Raw genomic sequence first — 23759 nt, forward strand, 5'->3', positions numbered from 1 at the left:
TTAAGCATGCATCCGGTTCAACTGGCGCGCGATGACGTCATGGTTCAGCCACAGCACCGGGCCGGCGGGCGCGGCGGCTTCGTGGAACATCAGCGGGCCGGTGGCGTCGATCACCAGGCTGCTCAGATGGTCGGTGATCAAGGCCTTCTTGTCCTGATGCAGGTCCACGATGGCGTCGGAGGTGCCTATCATCACCTCGGCCAGTTCCGGGCTGTTCGGCATCGGCCAGGCTTCGAAATTGCGGAAGCCGCGCATCACCTCGCCGCTATTGAGCGCGTCTATCTTCCCCAGCACCTCTTCCAGCGTATGGCCGTCCTGCAGCAGGGCGGCGCAGGCCTGCCATTGCGCGTCGGCCCAGGCGCCGCCGTCCTCGCGCTTCAGCGCGCGCAGCAGCGCCAGCAGCGGCAGTTCCACGCCGACGAAGATGTCCGAGGAGTTGGTGCGGATTTCCGGGCAGTTGAACACCGTGGCCTTGACGCCTTGCTCCCAGGCGGCGCGGGCGACGTTTTCCAGCCGCATCTTGGCGTAGCCCTGGGTGTAGTTGGTGTAGGTCTGCCACTGGTAATCGCCGTCGATCAGGATCTCGGTGCCGTGGTAGCCGTAGGCGGTGTAGCGCACCTGGCCGCCGGCGGCTTCCAGCCGGCCGCGCAGCGCGGCGCTGCCGTCGATCAGGTGCTGGAAGGTGTTGGCGGTGACTTCGTCGAAGTTCTGCAGGATCAGCTTGCCCAGATCGCTGTCCAACAGCGCCTGGGTGGACAGGAAGCGCTCGCCGCGGCCCTTGTAGACGCGGTTGGCGATGGCCAGGAACACCTTGGCCTTGGGAATGCCGCCGGCCATGGTGTGGGCGAAGAACACATTGCGGCCGTCGGCTATCATGCCGTCCAGCTGCGCCATCGCCTGGGCGACGCCGTCCTTGAAGCGCTGCACGCCGATTTGGCGGCATTGCTCGATGTGTTCCCAGTCCAGCTTGTCGTCCTGCCAGCTTTTCAGCGTCAGGGAGGCCAGTAGCTCGGTCGGCGTCGGCGAGCCGTCCTGGTCGAAGCCGGCCATCAGCGGCACATTGATCACGCGGCCGCCGAGGTTGGCTTCGGCCGCGGCCAGTTCTTCCTCGTTCAGCGGGCGCAGCTGGTTGTTCTCGTCGCGGCGGCCCACGGTCATGCCGATGATGTCCATGCCGGCCTTGCGCGCTTCATTGATCAGGCCGTTGGCGTAGCCGCGGCCGAAGAGTTCGCCGAACAGGACGAAGACGTCGCCGGGGCGGAACAGGGTGCTTTGCGGAAGCTGTCTCAGGGCGCTGGTTTGAGCCATGTCTTTATCTTTCTCGATGCGGACCGGCGCGGCGCGTGATGGCGGGGCCGGTCACTTGGATGTGTTTGGAGTGATTGCTCGGATCGGGGGCATTCTACCCGCGATCCGGTTTGAGGTGTTCAGTCGGACGCCAGCGGCGACAGCGCTTCTATCAAGGCCACTTCCTGCGCGTAGCTGAGCGCCTTCATCTTGGTCAGGAGTTTTTCGCCGTCCACTTTCCATTGCTGGTCCAGCTCTTCCTCTATGATGCGCGCCTCCACCGCCAGCCACACGCCGCGGCAGGAGGCCGCGTCGTCGAAGCGCACGCCTTTTAGTACCTGGGCGATCAGGTGCAGTTCCGGATCGCTGAACTGGCGCGACAGCAGCGCCTGTTCGCGGCGCACGATCTCGGCGTAGCGGTCGCAGATCTGCTGTACCCGCGGGGCGTCGCCGTAATGGGCCGGCTCGTCGGCCGGGGCGCTCAGCGCGCCGTGCTGGAACCAGGCTTCCAGCGCCGGCTTCAGTTGCGGCAGGTCTTCATGCCAGACCCGGGTCAGTTCTTCGCGGAAGCGGGCGTTGTCGGTGAAGGACAGTTCGTCGAAGGGCATGGCCGGCACCACGCCTTCGTCCAGCGCGCGCTTGCCCACCCAGATCCGGCCTTCCTCGTCGCGGCTGACCGCGGCGCGCCAGACCGCTTGCTCTTCGGTGGCCAGGTTGTCGACGTGGATTTCGATATAGGGCGGGGCGATGTCCTGATCTTCTTCCTCGGTGACAAAGCGCAGCGTGATGTCGAACAGGCTGTGTTTGGCGATGTCCAGCAGTTGCAGGCCGTCCTTGTGGCCAGCCAGCAGGTAGCGGTCGCCCTCGTCGTAAACGGCCACGTCGTCTATGCCGGCGGCCGGCTTGATCAGTTGGGCGGACAGGGCGTCGGCCAGTTGGTTGGCATCGTTGTGCTGAACGGCGTAGCCGGTGCGGTAGGCTTCGTGTTCATGCCATAAGGCGTTCCAGTCGTACATGGAGCGTTTCCTCGTCGAAGTCGGTTTGCCGCGCAGTGTACGCAAAAGCCCAGCGCTTGTCGCCCGCTGGAATTTTTGGTATGGACAGTTTTTTGTGCTATTATCCAGCGATTTTTCTGTATCCATCCTCCTTCCTAAAATGACCCGACAAATTCGCAATATCGCCATCATCGCCCACGTCGACCATGGCAAGACCACGCTTGTAGACCAATTGCTGCGCCAATCCGGCACCTTCCGCGAGAACCAGCAAGTGGACGAGCGTGTAATGGACAGCAACGATCTTGAAAAAGAACGCGGCATTACCATTCTGGCCAAGAACACCGCCATCGAATACGAAGGCGTGCACATCAATATCGTCGACACTCCGGGACACGCCGACTTCGGCGGCGAAGTTGAGCGCGTGTTGGGCATGGTGGACGGCGTGCTGCTGCTGGTGGACGCCGTAGAAGGCCCGATGCCGCAAACCCGTTTCGTTACCAAGAAAGCGCTGGCGCTGGGTCTGCGCCCGATCGTGGTGATCAACAAGGTGGACCGTCCGGGCGCGCGTCCGGACTGGGTGGTGGATCAGACTTTCGACCTGTTCGACAAGCTGGGCGCGACTGACGAACAGCTGGACTTCCCGATCATCTATGCTTCCGGCCTGAACGGCTTCGCCAAGCTGGAGCTGGAGGAAGAGTCCGACAATATGCGCCCGCTGTTCGACACCGTGCTCAAGCACGTGCCGACCCCTCCGGGCAGCGCCGACGCGCCGCTGCAGCTGCAGATTTCCGCTCTGGACTACTCCACCTACACCGGCCGCCTGGGCGTGGGCCGCGTGCTGAACGGCCGCATCAAGCCGGGTCAGCAAGTGGTGGTGATGAACCATGACGATCAAGTGGCCACCGGCCGCATCAACCAGGTGCTGGGTTACCAGGGTCTGGACCGCGTGCCGGTTGAAGAAGCCGAGGCGGGCGACATCATCATCATCTCCGGCCTGGAAGACATCGGCATCGGCGTGACCATCTGCGACAAGGAGCAGCCGGTAGGCCTGCCCATGCTGTCCGTGGACGAGCCGACGCTGACCATGGACTTCATGGTGAACTCCTCGCCGCTGGCCGGCACCGAAGGCAAGTTCGTGACCTCGCGTCAAATCCGCGACCGTCTGACCAAGGAACTGCTGACCAATGTGGCGCTGCGCGTGGAAGACACCGGCGACTCCGACGTGTTCCGCGTATCCGGTCGTGGTGAATTGCACCTGACCATTCTGCTGGAAAACATGCGTCGCGAAGGCTTTGAAATGGCCGTGGCCAAGCCGCGCGTGGTGTTCAAGGAAATCGACGGCCAGAAGAGCGAGCCGTACGAGAACCTGACCATCGACCTGGAAGACGATCACCAGGGCGGCGTGATGGAAGAGATCGGTCGTCGCCGCGGCGAACTGACCAATATGGAATCCGACGGCAACGGCCGCACCCGCCTGGAATACCATATTCCGGCGCGCGGTCTGATCGGCTTCCAGTCCGACTTCATGACCATGACTCGCGGCACCGGCCTGATGAGCCACGTGTTCGACGACTACGCTCCGGTCAAGCCGGACATGCCGGGCCGTCACAACGGCGTGCTGATCTCGCAAGAGAACGGCGAGGCCGTGGCTTACGCGCTGTGGAAGCTGGAAGACCGCGGCCGCATGTTTGTGGCTCCGGGCGAGAAGCTGTACGAAGGCATGATCATCGGCATTCACAGCCGCGACAACGACCTGGTGGTGAACCCGGTCAAGGGCAAGCAGCTGACCAACGTGCGCGCCTCCGGCACCGACGAAGCCGTGCGTCTGACCACGCCGATCAAGCTGACGCTGGAATCCGCCGTTGAATTCATCGACGACGACGAGTTGGTGGAGATCACGCCGAAGTCCATCCGCATCCGCAAGCGTTACCTGAACGAATCGGATCGTCGCAAGATGGCCAAGGCCAACGCCGCGTCCTGATCGACGCCGGTTTGGCAAAAACCGCCGTACCCTTGATGGGGCGGCGGTTTTTTTATGTCTTGAGTGTGTGCTCGCCGTGCGGCGCTTCATGAGGCGCGGCGGGCATTGAGCAGGCTCTTAGTCGCTTAAGGCGTTCAGCCGTCGCCGGCAGGCGTCCGCCTCGGCCAGGATGCGTTCGAACAGCTCGGCCACGCTGGGCGCGTCGTCGATCAGGCCCTGAGCCTGGCCGATCAGCTGCACGCCCTTGTCGAGGTCGCCGTCCTCTATCGCCAGGCGGATGGACTCGGTGGCGGCGCCGAATTGAGCCAGCTGACGCAGCGCTTGCGGCTGGCTCAGCAGGCCGCCCAGCACCACTTTGGCGATGGGCATGCCCAGCTTGCGCGCGGCGGCGCTGGCGCGCCAGGCGGCGGCGAGCAAGCTTAGCGGTTTGCGCGTGGCCTGGCGGGCGGCCGGGGTGTCCATCACCCGGCACCACAGGCCGTCGAAATTCTTGGAATACAAGGTGTCGGCCACGCCGCGTTGACGGATCATCTCCTTGGTGCGCTGGTGCACCGGGCTCTCCCGGCTCATCGCCAGTCGCGTGCCCATGGCCACGGCGTCGGCGCCCAGCGCCAGCGCGGCGATCAGGCCCCGGCCGTCGGCAAAGCCGCCTGCGGCGATGATGGGCAGCTCGCTGGCCTTGCGGATGGCCGGAATCAGCGTCAGCGAGGTGACGGCGCCGCCGTGGGCGGCGGCCTCGTGGCCGGTGACCAGCAGGGCGTCGGCGCCGGACGTCTGCGCCGAGCGCGCGTGCTTCTCCGTCACCACGGTGGCGATGACCTTGCCGCCGTAGGCGTGGGCGCGTTCAATCAGCCAATCCCCCTTGCCCAGGGAAAAATTGATTACCGGCACGCGTTCTTCCAGCGCGACCATGGCGTTTTCCTTGGCGCCGGGCATCATCAGCGTGCAGCCGACGCCGAAGGGGGCGTCGCTCAGCTCGCGCACGCGGCGTATCGCTTGTCGCGTCAGCTCTGGCGTCAGCGGGCCGGTGGCGAGTATGCCCAGGCCGCCGGCCTTGCCGACGGCGGCCACCAGTTCCGGGGTGGCGATATAGCTCATGCCGGGGCAGATCAGCGGGCGCTGGATGCCGAGCAGGCGGGTGATGGCGGTTTGCATGGGGCGGGGCTCGCTTTACAATGTCTGTCGGTCTGGGGTTGGTGGGCGCAGCGGGTTTGACCCGGCGCTGTCATTGTTGTCGGCTTTGCCGGAAAATTCAAACGATTGTTTAAATATGTTGCTGATCGTGTTGCTGGGCTGGCTCTATGTGGTGCTGATGCTGGCGGTGGCGCAGCACAGCGTGCTGGCTTCGCTGTCCACCGTGTTCTTTCTGGGCGTGCTGCCCACCTTCTTTGTGGCGCGGATGACGCGGCGCAAGCTGCGCCGTCAGCGGGAAAAAGCCCGCGAGGCGCGCGAGGAGGCTTGAGCGCTCCGCCGTCCGGTGTTAGAATCCCGCGTCCCTTGCCATCCTGGCGGGGGGAAATCATCTATTACGCACATCCGCGCCAAAGGGTGCCTCGTTTCGAGGTTGTCTGCGCGGATGGAGGCTTAACCCTTTAAGGAGTTTTTGCATGTCCACCAACGTTACCATGCGTCAAATGCTTGAGGCCGGCGTTCACTTCGGCCACCAAACCCGCTTTTGGAACCCGAAGATGGCCAAGTACATCTTCGGCAGCCGCAACAAGATTCACATCATCAACCTGGAAAAGACTCTGCCGCTGTTCGTAGAAGCCCAGGACTATGTGCGTCGTCTGGCCGCCAACAAAGGTTCCATCATGTTCGTGGGCACCAAGCGTCAGGCTCGTGAGATCGTACGTGAAGAAGCTGCCCGTTGCGGCATGCCGTTTGTTGACCACCGCTGGCTGGGCGGCATGCTGACCAACTACAAGACCGTGAAGCAGTCGATCAAGCGTCTTGAAGAGAAGCGCGCCATCCTGGAATCCGCTGGCGATACCGGTTACAACAAGAAAGAACTGCTGGACCTGCAACGCGAAGTCGACAAGCTGGAGCGTTCGCTGGGCGGCATCAAGGATATGAAGGGCCTGCCGGACGCCATCTTCGTTATCGACACTGGTTACCAGAAGGGCACCATCGTCGAAGCCAAGAAGCTGGGTATCCCGGTTATCGGCGTTGTTGACACCAACAACACCCCGGACGGCATCGATTACGTGATCCCGGGCAACGACGACTCCAGCCGCGCCATCCGCCTGTACGCTCGCGGCATGGCCGACGCGGTGCTGGAAGGCCGCGCCCAGTCTCTGCACGAGATCGTGGCTGCTGAATCGGCTCAAGCCGAGTAAGCAGACGAAAAGGGGCGTAAGCCCCTTTTTTTAGACCCACGTAATCAAAATCATTCAGGAGTACGAAGTATGGCGGACATTACCGCAAAAATGGTTTCGGATCTGCGCGCGGCCACCGGCCTCGGCATGATGGAATGCAAAAAAGCCCTGGTGGAAGCCGAAGGCGACGCCGCCAAGGCTGAAGAAATTCTGCGCATCAAGTCCGGCAACAAGGCTTCCAAAATGGCCGGCCGCGTGGCTGCCGAAGGCATCATCGGTTCCTTCGTTGAAGGCGGCGTTGGCGCCCTGGTGGAAGTCAACTGTGAAACCGACTTCGTTGCCAAGGACCCGACCTTCCTGGCCCTGGCCGCCGCCGCCGCCAAGGCTGTGGTCGTAGCCAACCCGGCCGACGTGGAAGCGCTGTCCGCCGTGGAAATCGACGGCCAGTCCGTTGAAGACATCCGCAAGGCCGCTATCGCCAAGCTGGGCGAGAACATGACCATCCGTCGTTTCGTTCGCTACCAGACCGAAGGCGCGATCGCCACCTACCTGCACGGCGCCAAGATCGGCGTGATTGTCGACTTCGCCGGCGAAGAGCAAGTGGGCAAGGACGTGGCCATGCACATCGCCGCTTCCAAGCCGATCTGCGTGTCCAAGGATCAGGTTTCCGCCGACATCCTGGAACAAGAGCGCAAGATCTACACCGCTCAGGCCGCCGAATCCGGCAAGCCGGCCGACATCGTCGCGAAGATGGTTGAAGGCCGCGTCAACAAGTTCCTGGCCGAAGTGACCCTGATGGGCCAACCCTTCGTCAAGAACCCGGACCAGACCGTGGAAAAACTGTTGGCCGAGAAGAAAGCCTCGGTCAAGGCGTTCGCCATGTTCGTAGTGGGCGAAGGCATTGAGAAGAAAGTAGTAGACTACGCCGCTGAAGTGGCTGCAGCCGCCAAGCTGTAAGCGCCCAGTCGCGAGACGTATTGACGGCACCCTGCCTGCAGGGTGCCGTTTTGCAAACTGAAAACCGAATATCCAGCCAAACCGAGGTTACCATGAGCCAAGTTCCTGCCTATAAACGCATCCTGCTGAAACTTTCAGGCGAGGCCCTGATGGGCGATGACAGCTATGGCATCAACCGTGCCACGATCGAGCAGATCGTCGGTCAGATCAAGGAAGTCGTGGAGCTTGGCGTGGAAGTGGGCGTGGTGATCGGCGGCGGCAACATCTTCCGCGGCGTCGCGCCGGCGGCTGCGGGCATGGATCGCGCCACCGCGGACTACATGGGCATGATGGCCACGGTGATGAACGCGCTGGCGTTGAAGGACGCGATGACCAAGGCTGGGTTGATCGCGCGCGTGCAGTCGGCGCTGACCATGCAGCAGATCGCCGAGCCCTATGTGCGCGGCAAGGCGATGCAATACCTGGAAGAGGGCAAGGTGGTGATCTTCGCCGCCGGCACCGGCAACCCCTTCTTCACCACGGACACCGCCGCGGCGCTGCGCGGCATGGAAATGAACGTGGACATCATGCTGAAAGCCACCAAGGTGGACGGCGTGTACACCGACGATCCGAAAAAGAACCCGGACGCGATACGTTACCAGACCCTGACCTTCGACGAGGCGATCTCGCGCAACCTGAAAGTGATGGACGCCACCGCCTTCGCGCTGTGCCGCGACCAGAACCTGAACATCAAGGTGTTCAGCATCTTCAAGAGCGGCGCGCTGACCCGGGTCGTGCTTGGCGAAGACGAAGGCACGCTGGTACACTGCTGAGTTTGAAAATTGCTGAAGGCGAAAGCGGCAATGGCCGTTTTCGCCTTGTCTTTTTAAGTTTCGATTTGGAGTGGACATGATTAACGACATCAAGAAATCGGCCGAGCAGAAAATGCAGAAGTCGCTGGACGCGTTCAAGACCGACCTGAGCAAGGTGCGCACCGGTCGCGCCCATACCGGCATTCTTGATCATGTCATGGTGGACTACTATGGCAGCGACGTGCCCATCAGCCAGGTGGCCAACGTGACCCTGGTGGACGCGCGCACTATCGGCGTGCAACCCTGGGAAAAGCCGATGCTGGCCAAGATCGAAAAAGCGATCCGCGACTCCGACCTGGGCCTGAACCCGGCTTCCATGGGCGAGATCATCCGCGTGCCGATGCCGATGCTGACCGAAGAGCGCCGCAAGGATCTGATCAAAGTCGTGCGCGGTGAGGCCGAGGGCGCGCGCGTGGCCGTGCGCAATATCCGCCGCGACGCCAACAACGAATTCAAGAACCTGCTTAAAGACAAGGCCATTACCGAGGACGACGAGCGTCGCGGCCAGGATGAGATCCAGAAGCTGACCGACAAGTACACCGTCGAAATCGACAAGGCCCTGGCCGCCAAGGAAGCCGACCTGATGGCCGTCTAAGGAGCGCCGTACCTTGTTTGCAAGCTCTACCAAGGATGTGCCGGAGGTGCGTTCCGTGCCTCGGCATATCGCCATCATCATGGATGGCAACGGCCGCTGGGCCAAAAAGCGTTTTCTGCCGCGGGTGGCCGGCCACAAGCGGGGCCTGGACACCGTGCGCGAGATCGTCGGAGCCTGCAAGGAACTGGGCGTCGAATGCCTGACCCTGTTCGCCTTCTCCACCGAGAATTGGCGGCGTCCGCAGGAGGAAGTGTCCTTTCTGATGGACCTGTTCATCCGCGCGCTCGAGCACGAGGTCAGCAAGCTGCACAGCAATAATATCCGCTTGCGGGTATTGGGTTCGCGCGAGCGTTTCAGCGCGGACTTGCAGGAGCGCATCCTGCGCGCCGAGGAAAAGACCGCCGGCAACGACGGTCTGGCCTTGAACATCGCCGCCGACTACGGCGGCCGCTGGGACATCCTCAACGCGGTCAACGGCCTGATCGCCGAGGGCGCCACCCATATCGAGGAGGAGGCGCTGAGCCAGCGCCTGTCGATGCCGTGGGCGCCGGAGCCGGATTTGTTCATCCGCACCGGCGGCGAACAGCGCATCAGCAACTTCCTGCTGTGGCAGCTGGCTTATTCCGAGCTCTACTTCACCGAGACGCTGTGGCCGGACTTCGACCGCGCGGCGCTGGAAACCGCCATTGATTCTTACCAATGCCGCGAGCGCCGCTTCGGACGCACCAGCGAGCAACTGCCCGAGCATCTGCGTCGGGACGGGCGTTAAGCCATGCTGCTGACACGCGTTCTGACGGCTCTGGTCTTGCTGCCCCTGATGCTGGCGGCGCTGTTTCTGTTCCCGGCCGAGGCCTGGGCGGGCTTCTCCTGGCTGATCGTCGTTTTGGCCATGTGGGAGTTTAGCCGCATGGCCGGCATGACCGGCGCCGGCAAATGGCTGTATCTGGCGGCGAGCAGCGGCCTGGCCGCGGCCGCCTGGTTCGGCCATTACCGGCTGGGCCCGCTTGAGCACGTTCTGACGCTGGGTTTCTGGCTGCTGCTGGTGCCGTGCTGGCTGGCCAAGCGCTGGCGCATCCCCCCGGGCCCGTTGGCCTGGCTGCTGGGTTGGCTGCTGATGCTGCCGGCCTGGTTCGCCTTCCTGGAGTGGCGGCCGCAGCCTGGCGCGGCGGACGCCTTCGCCCTGCTGGCGGTGATGGGCCTGGTGTGGGTGGCGGACATCGCCGCCTACTTTTCCGGCAAGGCTTTCGGCCGGCGCAAGCTGGCGCCGTCCATCAGCCCGGGCAAGAGCTGGGAGGGCGTCTACGGCGGCGTGATCTGCGTGGCGCTGTACGTGGCGCTGGTGGACCATCTGGGCTGGATAGACACCGGCTTGCCGGTGTGGGCGCTGCTGTTGCTGGCCTTGCCGCTGACCGCGGTCAGCGTGATGGGCGATCTGCTGGAATCCTGGTTCAAGCGCGCGTCGGGCATCAAGGACAGCAGCCGCTTGCTGCCCGGCCACGGCGGCGTGTACGACCGCATCGACAGTCTTATCGCCGTCCTCGCCGTCAGCAACGCGCTGCGCGTTCTGGGCGGCATGTAACCGCAGGAAACTCAAATGACGAAACCGCAAGGGATTGTCGTTCTCGGCGCCACCGGCAGCGTGGGCGTCAATACGCTGGACGTGGTGGCGCGCCACCCCGAGCGTTACCGGGTGGTGGCGCTGACCGGCAACCGCCAGGTGGATCGCCTGTTCCAACAGGCTTTGCAATTCCGGCCTGCCTACGTGGTGACCGGCGACGCCGCGTCCGCCGACACTCTGCGCGGCCGGCTGGCCGAGGCGGGGGTGAACGCCGAGGTGCTGCACGGCCCGGCCGCTCTGGTCCAGGTGGCGGCATTGCCGGAGGCTGAGGTGGTGATGGCCGCCATCGTCGGCGCCGCGGGTCTGCCGTCCGCCATGGCGGCGGCGCGCGCCGGCAAGCGCATCTTGCTGGCCAACAAGGAGTCCCTGGTGGTGGCTGGCCGCCTGTTCATGGACGCGGCGCGCCGCCACGGCGCGACCCTGCTGCCGGTGGACAGCGAGCACAGCGCCATCTTTCAATCGCTGCCCCACGACTACGCCGGCAATCTGGACGCCGCCGGCATCCGCAAAATCATTCTCACCGCTTCCGGCGGCCCCTTCCGCCAGTCTTCGGCCGAAGACTTGCTGCGCGTGACCCCGGACGACGCCTGCCGCCACCCCAACTGGGTGATGGGGCGCAAGATTTCCGTCGATTCCGCCTCGCTGATGAACAAGGGCCTGGAGGTGATCGAGGCGCACTGGCTGTTCTCCGCGCCGCCGGAGCGCATCGACGTGGTGGTGCATCCCCAAAGCGTGATTCATTCCATGGTGCAGTATCGCGATGGTTCGGTGATGGCCCAGCTGGGTTCGCCGGACATGCGCACGCCCATCGCCTGCGCGCTGGCCTGGCCGGAGCGCATCGAGGCGGGCGTGGGTTCGCTGGACTTTTTCTCGCTGTCCAACCTCACTTTCGAAGCGCCGGACCTGGAGCGTTTCCCCTGTCTGAAGCTGGCTTTCGACGTGCTGCGCCTGGGCGGCGACGCGCCGGCGGTGCTGAACGCGGCCAACGAGGTGGCGGTGGACGCCTTCCTGCATGGGCGGCTGCGTTTCGTCGACATCCCCGCCGTGGTGTCCGCCGCGCTGGACGGCGTCAGCCTGGCCGGCAGCGGCTCGGTCGAGGCCTTGCTGGCCAAGGATGAGGAAGCGCGCGCCTTCGCGCTGCAGCGGGTGGCCGCATGCTGACCCTGCTCGCCTTCCTGGTGGCCATCGGCGTGCTGGTGACCTTCCACGAACTGGGCCACTACTGGGTGGCCCGCTGGTGCGGCGTCAAGGTGCTGCGGTTTTCCATCGGCTTCGGCAAGCCGCTGTGGACTTACTGGCGCAAGGGCACCGAGTGGGTGATCTGTCCGATTCCGCTGGGCGGCTATGTGCGCATGCTGGACGAGCGCGAAGGCCCGGTGACGGAAGAACTGCGCCCGCAGGCCTTCAATAATCAGCATGTGTTGAAGCGCATCGCCATCGTCGCCGCCGGTCCGCTGGCCAATCTCTTGCTGGCGGTGCTGCTGTACTGGGTGGTGATGGGCCAGGGCGTGACCCAGGTCAAGCCTCTGGTCGGCACCGTGGTGGCGCAGACGCCGGCCGCGGCGGCCGGCTTCGCGCCCGGCGACCGCATCCTGAGCGTGGCCGGCCAGCCGGTGGCCAACTGGCAGCAGATCCGTCTCGCCCTGGTGGAGGCGGCGATGTCGCCGGACGCCACCGTGGTGCAAGTGGAAACCGCGGCCGGCGCCAAGGCCGATCGCCGCATCGACCCCGCCCGCTTCGGCGACAAGGCGGTGACCGCGATGCAACAGGGCAACACCGGCCTGACGCCGGGGCGTTTCCTGCCGGTGATAGGCGCGCTGGAGGAGGGCGGCGCCGCGCAAAGCGCCGGCCTCAAGCCGGGCGACAAGCTGCTGGCGCTCAACGGCCAGGCGCTGAACAGCTGGGAAGGCTGGGTGGCGCAGGTGCGCAACAGCCCGGGGCGCGATCTGGACGTGAAAGTCCAGCGCGGCGCGGAGACGCTGAACATCAAAGTGCGGCCGCAGGCGCACCAGCAGGACGGCGAAGTGGTGGGGCGCATCGGCGCCGCGCCGCAGCCGGACGCCGGCTGGGGTCGTCAGTTGCTGTACACCGAACACTATTCCGCGGCGCAGGCGGGTTTGGCCGCCTTGGCCAAGACCTGGGACACCAGCTGGATGAGCGTCAAGTTCATGGGACGCATGCTGATGGGCCAGGCCTCGCTGGATAATCTGTCCGGCCCGCTGACCATCGCCAACGTCGCCGGCCAGACCGCGCGAGAGGGCCTGACGCCTTATCTGGAGTTCCTGGCGCTGATCAGCATCAGCATAGGCGTGCTGAATCTGCTGCCGATTCCAGTTCTGGATGGCGGGCACTTAATGTATTATGTCGCGGAGTTGATCAGAGGCCGCCCCGTCAGTGAGCGGGCGCAATTGTTCGGACAAAAAATTGGCTTCATCTTGCTGGCGTCTTTGATGGCGTTCGCTTTGCTGAATGATTTCAGCCGCCTATTTGGGGGTTAAAACCGATCTATGAAATTGAAATTGCTTGCAGCAGCCGTACTGGGCCTGACTTCGGCCTCCATGGCCTGGGCTGCTGATCCTTTTGTCATCAAAGACATTCGCGTTGAAGGCTTGCAGCGCACCGAGCCCGGCACCGTATTCAACTATCTGCCGGTCAAGGTGGGCGACACCTTCAATGACCAGAAGGCCAACGAGGCGATCAAGGCCCTGTTCGCCACCGGCTTCTTCAACGATGTGCGCATCGAATCGCGCGACAGCGTGGTGATCGTGGCCGTGGCCGAGCGCCCGGTGGTCAGCCAGCTCAACATCAACGGCGCCAAGGAGTTCAGCAAGGACCAGCTGAAAAAGGCCTTGAAGGACAACGGCTTCGCCGAGTCGCTGATCTTCGATCAGGCGCTGCTGGACGGCGCGGTGCAGGAACTCAAGCGCCAGTATTACAGCCGCGGCAAGTACTCGGTGGAAGTGACCCCGTCGGTGACCAAGCTGGAACGCAACCGCGTGGCGGTGACGCTGGACATCAACGAGGGCGTGACCGCGCGCATCAAGGAAATCCGCATTGTCGGCGCCAGCGCCTTCAAGCAGTCCGACCTGGTGGACCAGTTCAGCCTGACCACCGGCGGCTGGCTGTCCTGGGTGACCAAGGACGACCAGTACTCCAAGCAGAAACTGACCGGCGATCTGGAAAAGCTCAAGGCCTTCTATCAGAACCAGGGCTATCTGGAATTCAACATCGACTCCACCCAGGTGTCGATCAGCGCCGACAAGCAGGATATGTTCCTGACGGTGAATATTCACGAAGGCAAGAAATTCACCATCTCCGACATCAAGCTGGCCGGCGACCTCAAAGTGCCGGAAGCCGATCTGCGCAAGCTGATCCAGGCCAAGGCCGGGGACACTTTCAACAATGAAAGAATCACCGAGTCGGTGAAGTCGCTGAGCGACCGCCTGGGCCAGGCCGGCTATGCCTTCGCCAACGTCAACGTGCTGCCCGACATCGACCACGACAAACAGACCGTGGCCTTCACCTTCTTCGTGGATCCGGGCCGCAAGACCTATGTGCGCCGCGTCAACATCGCCGGCAACACCAAGACCCGCGATGAAGTGATCCGCCGCGAACTGCGCCAGCTGGAAGGCGCGCCTTACGGCGCCGACAAGATCAAGCGCAGCAAGGAGCGCGTGGAGCTGCTGGGTTATTTCGAGGACGTCAACATCGAAACCCCGGCCGTGCCGGACGCCGCCGACCAGGTGGATATGAACATCAGCCTGAAGGAACGCTCCACGGGCAGCGTGTCCGCCGGCATCGGCTTCGTGCAGGGCGAGGGCGTGCAATTGTCCGCCAACCTGTCGCAGAGCAATATCTTCGGCTCCGGCAAGTATATGTCGCTGGGCCTGTCCACCGGCAAGGTGAACAAGAACCTGTCGCTGTCCTTCACCGATCCGTACTTCACGCCGGACGGCGTCAGCCTGGGCTACGACCTGTACAACCGCGTCTACAACCCGGACGCCACCAATATTTCCGCGTACAAGACCAGCACCATCGGCGGCGCGGTGCGCTTCGGGGTGCCGGTGACCGAGTACGACCGCATCAACTTCAGCATCGGCGCGGAAAACACCAAGATCAGCACCTACGACAACAGTCCGCAGCGTTACAAGGACTTCGTCAACCAGTACGGCGCCAGCAACAACACGCTGCTGGGCACCATCAGCTGGGGCCGCGACACCCGCGACAGCGCGCTGTGGCCGACGCGCGGCGCGGTGATCAAGGTGGGCGCGGACGCCGGCCTGCCGGGCGGCGATCTGCAGTACTACCGCCTGACCCATCAGCAGACCTGGTTCTTCCCGCTGACCAAGACCTTCACGCTGATGCTGAACGGCGAGCTGGGCTATGCCGACGGCTACGGCAAGACTTCGCGTCTGCCGTTCTTCCAGAACTTCTACATGGGCGGTCTGGGCTCGGTGCGCGGTTACGACACCAGCAGTATCGGCCCGCGCGACACCAACGGCGACTACCTGGGCGGTACCCGCAAGGCGGTGGCCAACGCTGAAGTGCTGTTCCCCTTCCCGGGAATGAAGGACAATAAGTCGGTGCGCACCAGCCTGTTCTTCGACGCCGGCACCTTGTGGGATCCGTCGGTGGCCGGCAGTTCCGCCGGCGACGGCATGCGCTACTCCGCAGGCGTGGCGTTGACCTGGCTGTCTCCGATCGGACCGATGAAATTCAGTATCGCCAATCCGCTGAAGAAGAAGGACAACGACAAAGTCCAGCGCTTCCAATTCCAGCTGGGTACCGTGTTCTAAAATTGACGGGGTTGTTATATGAAAGCATTGCAATGGGCGGCCGTGCTCTTATCCATGGCCGCCATGTCGGCCCAGGCGGCCGATCTCAAAATGGGCTATGTCAACACCGAGCGCATCTATCGCGAAGCGGCGCCGGCGATCGCCATCCAGAAACGTCTGGACAAGGAGTTCTCCGAGCGGCGCAACGAGCTGAAGAAGATGGAGGCGCGCGCCAAGGAGCTGGAGTCCCAACTGGCCAAGAGCAGCTTGAATTCCGACGACCGCAAGCGCTACGAGCGTGAATACGCGGCCTTGGACCGGGATTACCGGGCCAAGGGCCGCGAGCTGTCCGAAGACTTCAATCAGCGCCGCAACGAGGAGTTCGCTTCGGTGCAGGAGCGGGCCAATCGCGCGCTCAAGCAGCTTGCCGAGCGCGAGCAGTACGACCTGATCCTGCAAGACGTGGTGTATGTGAACCCCAAGTACGACCTGACGCCCAAGGTTCTGAAAGAACTGGACCGCTGAAGGCAGGGCGGGGCGGCGCAAGGGCCGTTCCGAATGCGCGCGGCCATGGCCGCGCGCCAACTCACATTACGGGAGCAAGCCGACCCCAGGTCGGCTTTCGTTTTTGATGGCTTATACCCTCTCATTCATTACCGGGCAGCTGGGCGGCGAACTGGCCGGCTCGGACCTGACGGTGGGCCGCCTGGCGCCGCTGGAAGCGGCCGCGGCCGGCGACATCGCCTTTCTGGCCAATCCCAAGTATCGCAAGCAGCTGGACGACAGCGCCGCCAGCGCGGTGATCGTCGCGCCCAAGATGGCGGAAGAGCTGGCGCAGACCGAGGTCTGGAAGCAGCGCTCCTGGATCGTCGCCGCGGACCCTTATCTCTACTTCGCGCGGCTGGCCGCGCTATTCCACCCGCAGCCGCTGGCCCGCGCCGGCGTGCATCCCAGCGCGGTGCTGGGCGAGGGCGCGCGGGTGGCGGCCAGCGCGGAGGTGCGCGAGCACGTCAGCATCGGCCGCAACGCGGTCATCGGCGAGCGCTGCCGGCTGATGCCGGGCGTGGTGGTGGGCGACGACTGCGTGCTGGGCGACGACGTGGTCTTGTATCCCAACGTCACGCTTTATCACGGCTGCGTGCTGGGCCACCGCGTGGGCGTGCACTCCGGCAGCGTGATCGGCGCCGACGGCTTCGGCCTGGCCTGGGATAAGGATCACTGGTTCAAAATTCCGCAAACCGGCCGCGTCATCATTGAGGACGACGTGGAAATCGGCGCCAACACCACGGTGGACCGCGGCGCGATGGCGGACACCGTGATCCGCAAGGGCGCCAAGGTGGATAATCTGGTGCAGATCGCCCATAACGTGCAGATCGGCGAGCATTCCGCCATCGCCGGCTGCGTCGGCATCGCCGGCAGCGCCAAGATCGGCGCTTATTGCACCGTGGGCGGCGCGGCGATGTTCGTCGGCCACATCGAGATTACGGACAAAACCCATATCGGCGGCGGCACCCTGGTGTCGAAGTCGATCAAGACGCCGGGCACTTACGCCTCGTCTTACCCCTTGCAACCTATGAAAGAGTGGCTGGCCAACGCCGTGCACGTCCGTCATCTGGACGATATGGCCAAGCGGCTCAAGCAGCTCGAGCGCGAGCTCAAAGAAATGAAGAATCAGGAGGAATCCCCCAATGTCTGAACACGCCGTCACCATCGATGTCCGCGAGATCATGCGCTATCTGCCGCATCGCTATCCTTTCCTGCTGGTGGACCGTGTCACCGAGTTCGAGGAAAACAAGCGCATCAAGGCGCTGAAGAACGTCACCATCAACGAGCCGTTCTTCGTCGGCCACTTCGAGCAATACCCGGTGATGCCGGGCGTGCTGATCATCGAGGCGATGGCCCAGGCCGCCGGCATCCTGGCCATCCGCAGCCAGGGCGAGCGCGCCGAGAACGAGCTGTATTTCTTCGTCGGCATCGACAACGCCCGCTTCAAGCGCCAAGTGGTGCCGGGCGACCAGCTGACCTTCGAAGTGGAACTGATCACCAGCAAGCGCGGCATCGGCAAGTATTCCGCCCGTGCGCTGGTGGACGGCCAACTGGCTTGCGAAGCCGAAATCATGTGCGCCAAGCGCGAGGTGTGATCATGGCCATCCATCCAACCGCCATCGTCGACCCCAAGGCTCAGATCGCCGACGACGTGGAAATCGGCCCTTACACCATCATCGGCCCCAACGTCAGCATCGGCAGCGGCAGCTGGGTGGGCCCTCACGTGGTGATCGAGGGCCACACCGCCATCGGCAAGAACAATCGCATCTTCCAGTTCTGTTCGCTGGGCGCCCAGCCGCAGGACAAGAAGTACGCCGGCGAGCCGACCCGTCTGGAAATCGGCGACAACAACACCATTCGCGAATTCTGCACCTTCAACACCGGCACCGCCCAGGACGCGGGCGTGACCCGCGTCGGCAACGACAACTGGGTGATGGCCTATGTGCACGTCGCGCATGACTGCCAGGTGGGCAATAACGTGATCCTGGCCAACAACGCCACGCTGGCCGGCCACGTGCAGCTGGGCGACTGGGTGATTCTGGGCGGCTTCACCAGCGTGCACCAGTTCGCCATCATCGGCGAGCACGCGATGACCGCCTTCGCCAGCGCCGTGGCCCAGGACGTGCCGCCTTTCGTGATGGCGCACGGCAACCGCGCGGTGCCCTCCGGCATCAACGCCGAAGGCATGAAGCGCCGCGGCTTCAGCGCCGAGCAGATCCGCCGCGTGCGGGGCGCCTACAAGACGCTGTACCGTCAGGGCCTGTCGTTTGAGGACGCCAAGGCCGCCATCCTGGAGGAAGCCGCCGCCGGCCACGATGAACTGGCTCCGTTCACCCGCTTCTTTGGCCAGTCCGCCAGAGGCATCATTCGCTGAGATCCATGCCCGACACTTTGTTTAAAAGCAAGCGGGCACTGAAGGTCGCCATGGTGGCTGGGGAAGCCTCTGGCGACCTTCTTGCCGCCCACCTGATGGACGCGCTGCTGGCGCGCTATCCCGACATCGAGTTCGCCGGCATCGGCGGCCCGCGGATGGAGGCCAGAGGCTTTGTCAGCCACGCGCCGCAAAGCCGGCTGGCGGTGATGGGTTACGCCGAGGTGCTCAAGCGCCTGCCGGAACTGCTGCGCATCCGCCGCACCCTGCGCGACCGCCTGATCGCGGAAAAGCCGGACGTTTTCATCGGCATCGACGCGCCGGACTTCAATCTGGACCTGGAGGCCGCGCTCAAGCGCGCCGGCATTCCCACCGTTCACTACGTCAGCCCCTCGGTCTGGGCCTGGCGGCCGGAGCGGGTGCAGAAGATAGGCCGCAGCGTCAGCCACATGCTGTGCCTGTTCCCGATGGAGCCGCCTTTATACCGTCAGGCCGGGGTGCCGGTCACCTATGTCGGCCACCCGCTGGCCAGCGAGATTCCGCTGCGGCCGGACCAGAGCGCGATGCGCGAGCAGCTGGGGCTGCCGCAGCGTGCGCCGGTGTTCACCCTGATGCCGGGCAGCCGCATCGGCGAACTGGAGCACATGGCGCCGCTGTACATCGAAACCGCCAAGCTGCTGCTGAAAAGCTATCCGGACGCCCAGTTCCTGGTGCCGCTGGCCACCCGCCCCACCATGGAGCTGTTCGACCGCATGTTGAGCCGCTGCAAGGGCTGGGATCTGCCCTTGCGCAAGCTGTTCGGCCACGCGCAGATGGCGATGATCGCCAGCGACGCGGTGCTGGTCACCAGCGGCACCGCCACGCTGGAAGTGGCGTTGACCAAGAAGCCGATGGTGATCAGCTACAAGCTGTCCCCGCTGACTTACCGCCTGGTCAAACGCAAGATCCGTCTGCCCTACGTCGGCCTGCCCAATATCCTGTGCGGCCGCTTCGTGGTGCCGGAACTGCTGCAGAAACAGGCCACGCCGGCCAAGCTGGCGGCGGAGATGCAAAGGCTGTACGAAGATCAGGACGCGCGCCGCGAGATGGTGCAGACCTTCACCGAGCTGCATCAGTCGCTGCGCCAGGACACCGCCGCGCTGGCCGCGGACGCGGTGTTGCAAGTGGCGGGGCGGCAATGAGCGGGCTGGATCTGGAGCGGATCGCCGGCGTCGACGAAGCCGGCCGCGGTCCGCTGGCCGGCGCGGTGTTCGCCGCCGCGGTGATTCTGGACCCGGCCAAGCCCATCGCCGGCCTGGCCGATTCCAAAGTGCTGAGCGAGGCCCGCCGCGATGAACTGGCGCCGCTGATCAAGCGCGACGCGCTGGCCTGGTGCATCGCCAGCGCCAGCGTCGAGGAAATCGACACGCTCAACATCCTGCACGCCACCATGCTGGCGATGACGCGGGCGGTGCAAGGCCTGCAGCCGCAGGCGACGCGCGCGCTGATCGACGGCAACCGCGTGCCCAAGGGCCTGCCGGTGCCGGGAGAAGCCATCGTCAAGGGCGACGCCAAGGTGGCGGCCATCTCCGCCGCCTCCATCCTGGCCAAGACCGCGCGCGACGCCGAACTGGTGGCGCTGGACGCTCTGCATCCGCAATACGGCTTCGCCCGCCACAAAGGCTACCCCACCGCCGAACACCTGGCCGCGCTGGAGCAGCACGGCGCCTTGCCGGCGCATCGCAAAAGCTTCGGCCCGGTCAAGGCCTGGTTGCTGCGTCAGCAGGGACAGCTGTTTTGAGCGGCGCGGCCGCCAAATCCTGTTTCCCGCCGGTGGCGCGGCCGGACGCCCGCGTCTTGGTGCTGGGCTCCTTGCCCGGCGACGCCTCCTTGCAGGCCGGCCAGTACTACGCTCATCCCCGCAATCAATTCTGGCCGCTGCTGCAGGCGATCACCGGCCGGCCGCTGGTCGAGCTGGCCTACGCCGAACGTCTGAACGCGCTGCAACAGGCCGGCGTGGCCTTGTGGGACGTGATCGCCAGCGCGCGGCGGCGCGGCAGCCTGGACGCCGACATCCGCGATCAGCAGGCCAACGATCTGCGCGAACTGGCGCAAAGCCTGCCGCGGCTGCGCGCGGTCGCCTTCAACGGCGCCACCGCCGCGCGCGCGGCCGCACAGCTGGACGGTCTGGGGCTGGACATCCTGGCCTTGCCTTCTTCCAGCCCGGCGCATACCCTGGCCTTTGACAGAAAACTTGAAGTTTGGCGGCAACTGGGACGATATTTGTAGTTGACGGCGGGACAATGCGTCGGCCGTCGCGATGAAACCACCTGGGGGAGCGAATATGGGCCATTACTGCATATGGTTTGTCACGCCGGACGACAGCGTGATGCGCCGGGCCGAAGTGGTGATCAACGGCGTGATCCATTGCCATCAGGTGCTGGAGGAGATCGAGGCGCAGCTGGCGGTGGACTGCGGCCTGACCCAGGTGATGATCGTGGACTGGAAACGTTTTGAGACGCCGGAGCAGGCCGGTAAGCTCGCTCACGCGGCCTAAGAGCCCGTTTACGATCTGCTGCGCTTCGGCGATACGGCGTTGAAAACAACTTCGAAATGCTCACGTACTGTATGTACGCTCCGCTTTCTCAGCTGTTTTCGCCTTGTCTCGCTCTAGCTCGCAGGATCGTAAACATGCTCTAGGCGGCTAGCTCTTTGGTAGGAGTCAAGCCCGCAGGCGGCCATGCTATCATGGCCGCCTGAATCTTTATGGGGGCGTCGGCGCTATGCATGTATTGGGTTTCGCCGGCTATTCCGGCAGCGGCAAGACCACCTTGCTGGAAAAACTGATTCCCCGTCTGACCGCCCGCGGCCTGCGCGTCGCCGTGGTCAAACACACCCACCACGACGTGGACTGGGACACGCCGGGCAAGGACAGCTGGCGGCATCGCCAGGCCGGCGCTGCGCAAGTGCTGTTGGCCTCGGCCCGCCGCCGCATGCTGGTGGAGGAGTTGGCGGACAGCAACGATCTGCCGCTGGCCGCCCACCTGGCGATGCTGGGTCCTTGCGATCTGGTATTGGCCGAAGGCTTCAAGCACGAAGCCATTCCCAAGATAGAAGTGGTCAACAGCGCGCTGGCCGCGCCGGCGCTGCATCCGCACGATGGACAGGTGCTGGCCGTGGTCAGCGATCTGCCGCAAACGCTGGACCTTCCCTGGTTTCACCGCGACGACGTCGACGCCGTCGCCGCCTTCCTGATTTCACGATTGGATCTGCCCCATGCTGAGCTTTGAACAAGCCCGTGACTGGCTGCTGGAGCGCGCCCAGCCGCTGAGCGCCACCGAACAAGTCGAATTGCTGGCCGCCGCCGGCCGCGTGCTGGCCGAGCCTGTGCTGGCCACGCTGGACGTGCCGCCGCACGACAATAGCGCGATGGACGGCTACGCCTTGCGCGCCGACGAACAAGCGGCGGCGATGCCGGTGTCGCAGCGGGTGCCGGCCGGCAGCGTGCCGCAGGCATTGATTGCCGGCAGCGTGGCGCGCATCTTCACCGGCGCGCCCATTCCGCCCGGCGCCGACGTCGTCATCATGCAGGAACAGGCGGAAACCGCCGCCGACGGCACGGTGAGCTTCAGCCAGCCGGCCAGCGTCGGCCAGAATATCCGCCGTCGCGGCGAGGACATCCGCGCCGGCCAGGAAATCCTGCCGGCCGGCAAAGTGCTGAACCCGGCCGACATCGGCCTGGCCGCGTCCATCGGCGTGGAAACGCTGACGGTGCGCCGCCCGCTGCGGGTGGCGGTGTTCTTCACCGGCGACGAACTGGTGGAGCCGGGCCGGCCGCTGGCCGCCGGCCAGATCTACAACTCCAACCGCTACTGGCTGGCGCCGGCGCTGATGCGCCTGGGCTGCGAGGTGATCGATCTGGGCATCGTCCGCGATTCCCTGGGCGCCACCCGAGAGGCGCTGCGCGACGCCGCCGACGCCGCCGACGTGATCATGACCTGCGGCGGGGTGTCGGTGGGCGAGGAAGACCACGTCAAGGCCGCGGTGGAGGCCGAGGGCTCGCTGGACCTGTGGAAACTGGCGATCAAGCCGGGCAAGCCGCTGGCTTACGGCAAGGTGGGGCAGGCTGACTTCATCGGCCTGCCGGGCAATCCGGTGTCCGGCTTCGTCACCTTCCAGGTGCTGGCGCGCGCCTTCCTGGAACGGCGCGCCGGCCTGCCGGTCTCGGCGCTGGCGCCGGAAGGCCCGTATCCGGCGGCCTTCGACTGGACCCGGCCGGACGCGCGCCGCAGCGAATTCATCCGCGTGCGGCGCGTGTGCGTCGACGGCCGCTGGCAGCTGGAACTGTACCCGCAGCAAGGCTCCGGCGTGCTGATGTCCTGCGCCTGGGCCGACGGCCTGGTGCGGCTGGAGCCGGGCCAGGCGGTGGCGCGCGGCGACATGCTGGCCTATCTGCCGCTGGTGCAGTAAGCCGTGCCCACCATCCGCTTCGTCGATGAAACCGGCGCGCTGCTCGGCGAGCAGCAGGCCATGCCCGGAGACAATCTGCTGGACCTGGCGCGGCTGGCGGACGTGCCCCTGCACTGGCGTTGCGGCCAGGGCACTTGCGGCACCTGCAAGGTGAGGCTGGCGACGCCGGAGGCGGAGCAGCGGCCCAGCCGCAAGGAACGCAATGTGCTGCTGCGCGCCGGCGTCATAGACGCCGCTCAGGCCGCCAGCGAATGCTGGACCGAGGCGCGGCCTTGGCGGCTGGCCTGCCATCTGCATCTGAGCGAGGACGATTGGGAAGTGGAGTGTCCGGCGTTTTGAGCGCCAACAAAAAGGGCCCGTAGGGGCCCTTGTTTATGGCATTGGGCGCTCAAGCGCTCCTGCGGTACAGCGCGATCGACCCCGCCAAGGCCAGCAAGGCGCCGCCGCTGATCCGGTTCAGCCACTTCACGCCGTTTTCCCGCCACAGTTGCAGAGACTTCGCGCCCAGCAGCGCGTAGCCGCTCATCGCCAGCACGTCTATCGCCACGATCACCGCGGCCAAGGCCAGGTACTGGGGCAACTGGGCTTCGGCCGGCGAGACGAACTGAGGCAATAGCGCGGACATGAAGAAATAATACTTGGGGTTGCCCATGGCCACGGAAAAGCTTTTGGCGACGGCGGCCCAGCGCGAAGGCTGGCGCGCGGCGTCTCGGATCAAGGCCGGCCCGCCTTTGGCGCGCAGCATCTGCAGGCCGACATAGGCGAGAAAGGCCACGCCCAGCCATTTGACGATCTGAAATAGCGTTTCGGACGCCGCCAGCAGCGCGCCGAAACCCAGACCCACCAATAGCACCAGCAGCAAGTCGGCCAAGACCGCGCCCAGCATGCCGTACAGCGCGTAGCGCAGGCCGAAGCGGGAACCGTTGCTCAGCGCGAGCAACACCGTCGGCCCCGGGGTGAGAATGCCGACGGACATGATGAAGGCGAAGGCGAGCAGGGTGGCGAAAGTCATGAACAAG

Annotated in this window: 26 protein-coding genes; 22 read left to right on the forward strand and 4 right to left on the reverse strand. The window is 64.6% G+C overall.

The features are described from left to right. A complete protein-coding gene (locus ACODRW_RS20545) occupies window positions 1-1308 on the reverse strand; it encodes an enoyl ACP reductase FabMG family protein (protein WP_488906577.1) in 1308 nt (435 codons plus the stop codon). Between the two features lie 119 nt (window positions 1309-1427). Further along, window positions 1428-2303 (reverse strand): hypothetical protein, encoded by an 876-nt coding sequence (locus ACODRW_RS20550; protein WP_488906578.1) that lies wholly within the window; start codon window positions 2301-2303, stop codon window positions 1428-1430. Window positions 2304-2442: 139 nt separating this feature from the next. Between ACODRW_RS20550 and typA the strand changes: the two genes are divergently transcribed. Next, entirely contained in the window at window positions 2443-4263 is a 1821-nt protein-coding gene (typA, locus tag ACODRW_RS20555; RefSeq protein ID WP_107799121.1) for a translational GTPase TypA, read from the forward strand. Window positions 4264-4380: 117 nt separating this feature from the next. Here typA and ACODRW_RS20560 read toward each other — a convergent pair whose 3' ends face one another. Further along, window positions 4381-5418 carry an NAD(P)H-dependent flavin oxidoreductase gene (locus ACODRW_RS20560; protein WP_488906579.1) on the reverse strand — a complete coding sequence of 346 codons (1038 nt, stop codon included), beginning with the start codon at window positions 5416-5418 and terminating at the stop codon, window positions 4381-4383. A gap of 115 nt (window positions 5419-5533) precedes the next feature. Here ACODRW_RS20560 and ACODRW_RS20565 point away from each other — a divergent pair, with 115 nt between their 5' ends. The 21 genes from ACODRW_RS20565 to ACODRW_RS20665 all read left to right on the forward strand — a co-directional run bounded on the left by ACODRW_RS20565 (window position 5534) and on the right by ACODRW_RS20665 (window position 23079). After that, on the forward strand, window positions 5534-5725 hold the full coding sequence (locus tag ACODRW_RS20565; protein ID WP_107799119.1) for a hypothetical protein: 192 nt from the start codon (window positions 5534-5536) through the stop codon (window positions 5723-5725). 145 nt (window positions 5726-5870) lie between these two features. Then, window positions 5871-6599, forward strand: coding sequence for a 30S ribosomal protein S2 (gene rpsB, locus ACODRW_RS20570; RefSeq protein ID WP_107799118.1), 729 nt, complete (start codon window positions 5871-5873; stop codon window positions 6597-6599). Between the two features lie 69 nt (window positions 6600-6668). Continuing rightward, complete coding sequence (gene tsf / locus ACODRW_RS20575) at window positions 6669-7535, forward strand: translation elongation factor Ts (RefSeq protein WP_107799117.1); 867 nt, start codon at window positions 6669-6671, stop codon at window positions 7533-7535. A gap of 92 nt (window positions 7536-7627) precedes the next feature. Continuing rightward, window positions 7628-8347, forward strand: coding sequence for a UMP kinase (gene pyrH / locus ACODRW_RS20580; protein WP_048412252.1), 720 nt, complete (start codon window positions 7628-7630; stop codon window positions 8345-8347). Between the two features lie 76 nt (window positions 8348-8423). Further along, entirely contained in the window at window positions 8424-8981 is a 558-nt protein-coding gene (gene frr / locus ACODRW_RS20585) for a ribosome recycling factor (RefSeq protein ID WP_107799116.1), read from the forward strand. 79 nt (window positions 8982-9060) lie between these two features. Next, window positions 9061-9750, forward strand: coding sequence for a polyprenyl diphosphate synthase (gene uppS / locus ACODRW_RS20590; protein ID WP_233246784.1), 690 nt, complete (start codon window positions 9061-9063; stop codon window positions 9748-9750). A gap of 3 nt (window positions 9751-9753) precedes the next feature. Then, entirely contained in the window at window positions 9754-10560 is an 807-nt protein-coding gene (locus tag ACODRW_RS20595) for a phosphatidate cytidylyltransferase (protein ID WP_107799114.1), read from the forward strand. Between the two features lie 15 nt (window positions 10561-10575). Next, entirely contained in the window at window positions 10576-11760 is a 1185-nt protein-coding gene (gene ispC, locus ACODRW_RS20600) for a 1-deoxy-D-xylulose-5-phosphate reductoisomerase (RefSeq protein ID WP_488906580.1), read from the forward strand. Beyond that, window positions 11754-13097, forward strand: a complete 1344-nt coding sequence (gene rseP, locus ACODRW_RS20605; RefSeq protein WP_107799112.1) for an RIP metalloprotease RseP — start codon at window positions 11754-11756, stop codon at window positions 13095-13097. The genes ispC and rseP overlap by 7 nt, the downstream gene beginning before the upstream one ends. Window positions 13098-13106: 9 nt before the next feature. Beyond that, window positions 13107-15395, forward strand: a complete 2289-nt coding sequence (gene bamA, locus ACODRW_RS20610; RefSeq protein WP_107799111.1) for an outer membrane protein assembly factor BamA — start codon at window positions 13107-13109, stop codon at window positions 15393-15395. An 18-nt stretch (window positions 15396-15413) separates the two neighbouring features. Next, window positions 15414-15899 carry an OmpH/Skp family outer membrane protein gene (locus ACODRW_RS20615; protein WP_107799110.1) on the forward strand — a complete coding sequence of 162 codons (486 nt, stop codon included), beginning with the start codon at window positions 15414-15416 and terminating at the stop codon, window positions 15897-15899. Between the two features lie 106 nt (window positions 15900-16005). Further along, complete coding sequence (gene lpxD, locus ACODRW_RS20620) at window positions 16006-17070, forward strand: UDP-3-O-(3-hydroxymyristoyl)glucosamine N-acyltransferase (RefSeq protein WP_488877733.1); 1065 nt, start codon at window positions 16006-16008, stop codon at window positions 17068-17070. Further along, a complete protein-coding gene (gene fabZ / locus ACODRW_RS20625; protein WP_019100286.1) occupies window positions 17063-17515 on the forward strand; it encodes a 3-hydroxyacyl-ACP dehydratase FabZ in 453 nt (150 codons plus the stop codon). Before lpxD ends, fabZ begins: the two co-directional genes overlap by 8 nt. Before the next feature lie 2 nt (window positions 17516-17517). Beyond that, the gene (gene lpxA, locus ACODRW_RS20630; RefSeq protein WP_253315391.1) at window positions 17518-18294 is read left to right on the forward strand and encodes an acyl-ACP--UDP-N-acetylglucosamine O-acyltransferase; all 777 of its coding nucleotides are present in this window, start codon (window positions 17518-17520) and stop codon (window positions 18292-18294) included. Window positions 18295-18299: 5 nt separating this feature from the next. Next, window positions 18300-19472, forward strand: coding sequence for a lipid-A-disaccharide synthase (gene lpxB / locus ACODRW_RS20635; protein ID WP_488906581.1), 1173 nt, complete (start codon window positions 18300-18302; stop codon window positions 19470-19472). Continuing rightward, window positions 19469-20071 carry a ribonuclease HII gene (gene rnhB, locus ACODRW_RS20640; protein WP_107799107.1) on the forward strand — a complete coding sequence of 201 codons (603 nt, stop codon included), beginning with the start codon at window positions 19469-19471 and terminating at the stop codon, window positions 20069-20071. Before lpxB ends, rnhB begins: the two co-directional genes overlap by 4 nt. Beyond that, window positions 20068-20559, forward strand: coding sequence for a DNA-deoxyinosine glycosylase (locus ACODRW_RS20645; RefSeq protein ID WP_486636925.1), 492 nt, complete (start codon window positions 20068-20070; stop codon window positions 20557-20559). Before rnhB ends, ACODRW_RS20645 begins: the two co-directional genes overlap by 4 nt. Before the next feature lie 55 nt (window positions 20560-20614). Then, complete coding sequence (locus ACODRW_RS20650; RefSeq protein ID WP_048411263.1) at window positions 20615-20827, forward strand: hypothetical protein; 213 nt, start codon at window positions 20615-20617, stop codon at window positions 20825-20827. 226 nt (window positions 20828-21053) lie between these two features. Beyond that, window positions 21054-21560, forward strand: a complete 507-nt coding sequence (mobB, locus tag ACODRW_RS20655) for a molybdopterin-guanine dinucleotide biosynthesis protein B (protein ID WP_488906582.1) — start codon at window positions 21054-21056, stop codon at window positions 21558-21560. Next, entirely contained in the window at window positions 21547-22740 is a 1194-nt protein-coding gene (locus tag ACODRW_RS20660; protein ID WP_488906583.1) for a molybdopterin molybdotransferase MoeA, read from the forward strand. Before mobB ends, ACODRW_RS20660 begins: the two co-directional genes overlap by 14 nt. A 3-nt stretch (window positions 22741-22743) precedes the next feature. Then, window positions 22744-23079 (forward strand): 2Fe-2S iron-sulfur cluster-binding protein, encoded by a 336-nt coding sequence (locus tag ACODRW_RS20665; RefSeq protein ID WP_488906584.1) that lies wholly within the window; start codon window positions 22744-22746, stop codon window positions 23077-23079. 49 nt (window positions 23080-23128) lie between these two features. On the opposite strand, the gene ACODRW_RS20670 is transcribed toward ACODRW_RS20665, so the two are convergent. Further along, window positions 23129-23752, reverse strand: a complete 624-nt coding sequence (locus ACODRW_RS20670) for a LysE family translocator (protein WP_107799102.1) — start codon at window positions 23750-23752, stop codon at window positions 23129-23131. Window positions 23753-23759: the final 7 nt, after the last annotated feature.

The organism is Chromobacterium sp. FG89 (assembly GCF_057808735.1).

Coding starts and splice junctions, on each gene's coding strand:
- lpxB (WP_488906581.1), top strand. CDS start 18,300: ATGCCCGACACTTTGTTTAAAAGCAAGCGGGCACTGAAGGTCGCCATG.
- tsf (WP_107799117.1), top strand. CDS start 6,669: ATGGCGGACATTACCGCAAAAATGGTTTCGGATCTGCGCGCGGCCACC.
- ispC (WP_488906580.1), top strand. CDS start 10,576: ATGACGAAACCGCAAGGGATTGTCGTTCTCGGCGCCACCGGCAGCGTG.
- ACODRW_RS20545 (WP_488906577.1), bottom strand. CDS start 1,308: ATGGCTCAAACCAGCGCCCTGAGACAGCTTCCGCAAAGCACCCTGTTC.
- mobB (WP_488906582.1), top strand. CDS start 21,054: ATGCATGTATTGGGTTTCGCCGGCTATTCCGGCAGCGGCAAGACCACC.
- ACODRW_RS20560 (WP_488906579.1), bottom strand. CDS start 5,418: ATGCAAACCGCCATCACCCGCCTGCTCGGCATCCAGCGCCCGCTGATC.
- pyrH (WP_048412252.1), top strand. CDS start 7,628: ATGAGCCAAGTTCCTGCCTATAAACGCATCCTGCTGAAACTTTCAGGC.
- bamA (WP_107799111.1), top strand. CDS start 13,107: ATGAAATTGAAATTGCTTGCAGCAGCCGTACTGGGCCTGACTTCGGCC.
- ACODRW_RS20595 (WP_107799114.1), top strand. CDS start 9,754: ATGCTGCTGACACGCGTTCTGACGGCTCTGGTCTTGCTGCCCCTGATG.
- rnhB (WP_107799107.1), top strand. CDS start 19,469: ATGAGCGGGCTGGATCTGGAGCGGATCGCCGGCGTCGACGAAGCCGGC.
- ACODRW_RS20660 (WP_488906583.1), top strand. CDS start 21,547: ATGCTGAGCTTTGAACAAGCCCGTGACTGGCTGCTGGAGCGCGCCCAG.
- ACODRW_RS20670 (WP_107799102.1), bottom strand. CDS start 23,752: ATGACTTTCGCCACCCTGCTCGCCTTCGCCTTCATCATGTCCGTCGGC.
- ACODRW_RS20550 (WP_488906578.1), bottom strand. CDS start 2,303: ATGTACGACTGGAACGCCTTATGGCATGAACACGAAGCCTACCGCACC.
- ACODRW_RS20615 (WP_107799110.1), top strand. CDS start 15,414: ATGAAAGCATTGCAATGGGCGGCCGTGCTCTTATCCATGGCCGCCATG.
- uppS (WP_233246784.1), top strand. CDS start 9,061: ATGGATGGCAACGGCCGCTGGGCCAAAAAGCGTTTTCTGCCGCGGGTG.
- ACODRW_RS20565 (WP_107799119.1), top strand. CDS start 5,534: ATGTTGCTGATCGTGTTGCTGGGCTGGCTCTATGTGGTGCTGATGCTG.
- lpxD (WP_488877733.1), top strand. CDS start 16,006: ATGGCTTATACCCTCTCATTCATTACCGGGCAGCTGGGCGGCGAACTG.
- ACODRW_RS20650 (WP_048411263.1), top strand. CDS start 20,615: ATGGGCCATTACTGCATATGGTTTGTCACGCCGGACGACAGCGTGATG.
- lpxA (WP_253315391.1), top strand. CDS start 17,518: ATGGCCATCCATCCAACCGCCATCGTCGACCCCAAGGCTCAGATCGCC.
- typA (WP_107799121.1), top strand. CDS start 2,443: ATGACCCGACAAATTCGCAATATCGCCATCATCGCCCACGTCGACCAT.
- frr (WP_107799116.1), top strand. CDS start 8,424: ATGATTAACGACATCAAGAAATCGGCCGAGCAGAAAATGCAGAAGTCG.
- rpsB (WP_107799118.1), top strand. CDS start 5,871: ATGTCCACCAACGTTACCATGCGTCAAATGCTTGAGGCCGGCGTTCAC.
- fabZ (WP_019100286.1), top strand. CDS start 17,063: ATGTCTGAACACGCCGTCACCATCGATGTCCGCGAGATCATGCGCTAT.
- rseP (WP_107799112.1), top strand. CDS start 11,754: ATGCTGACCCTGCTCGCCTTCCTGGTGGCCATCGGCGTGCTGGTGACC.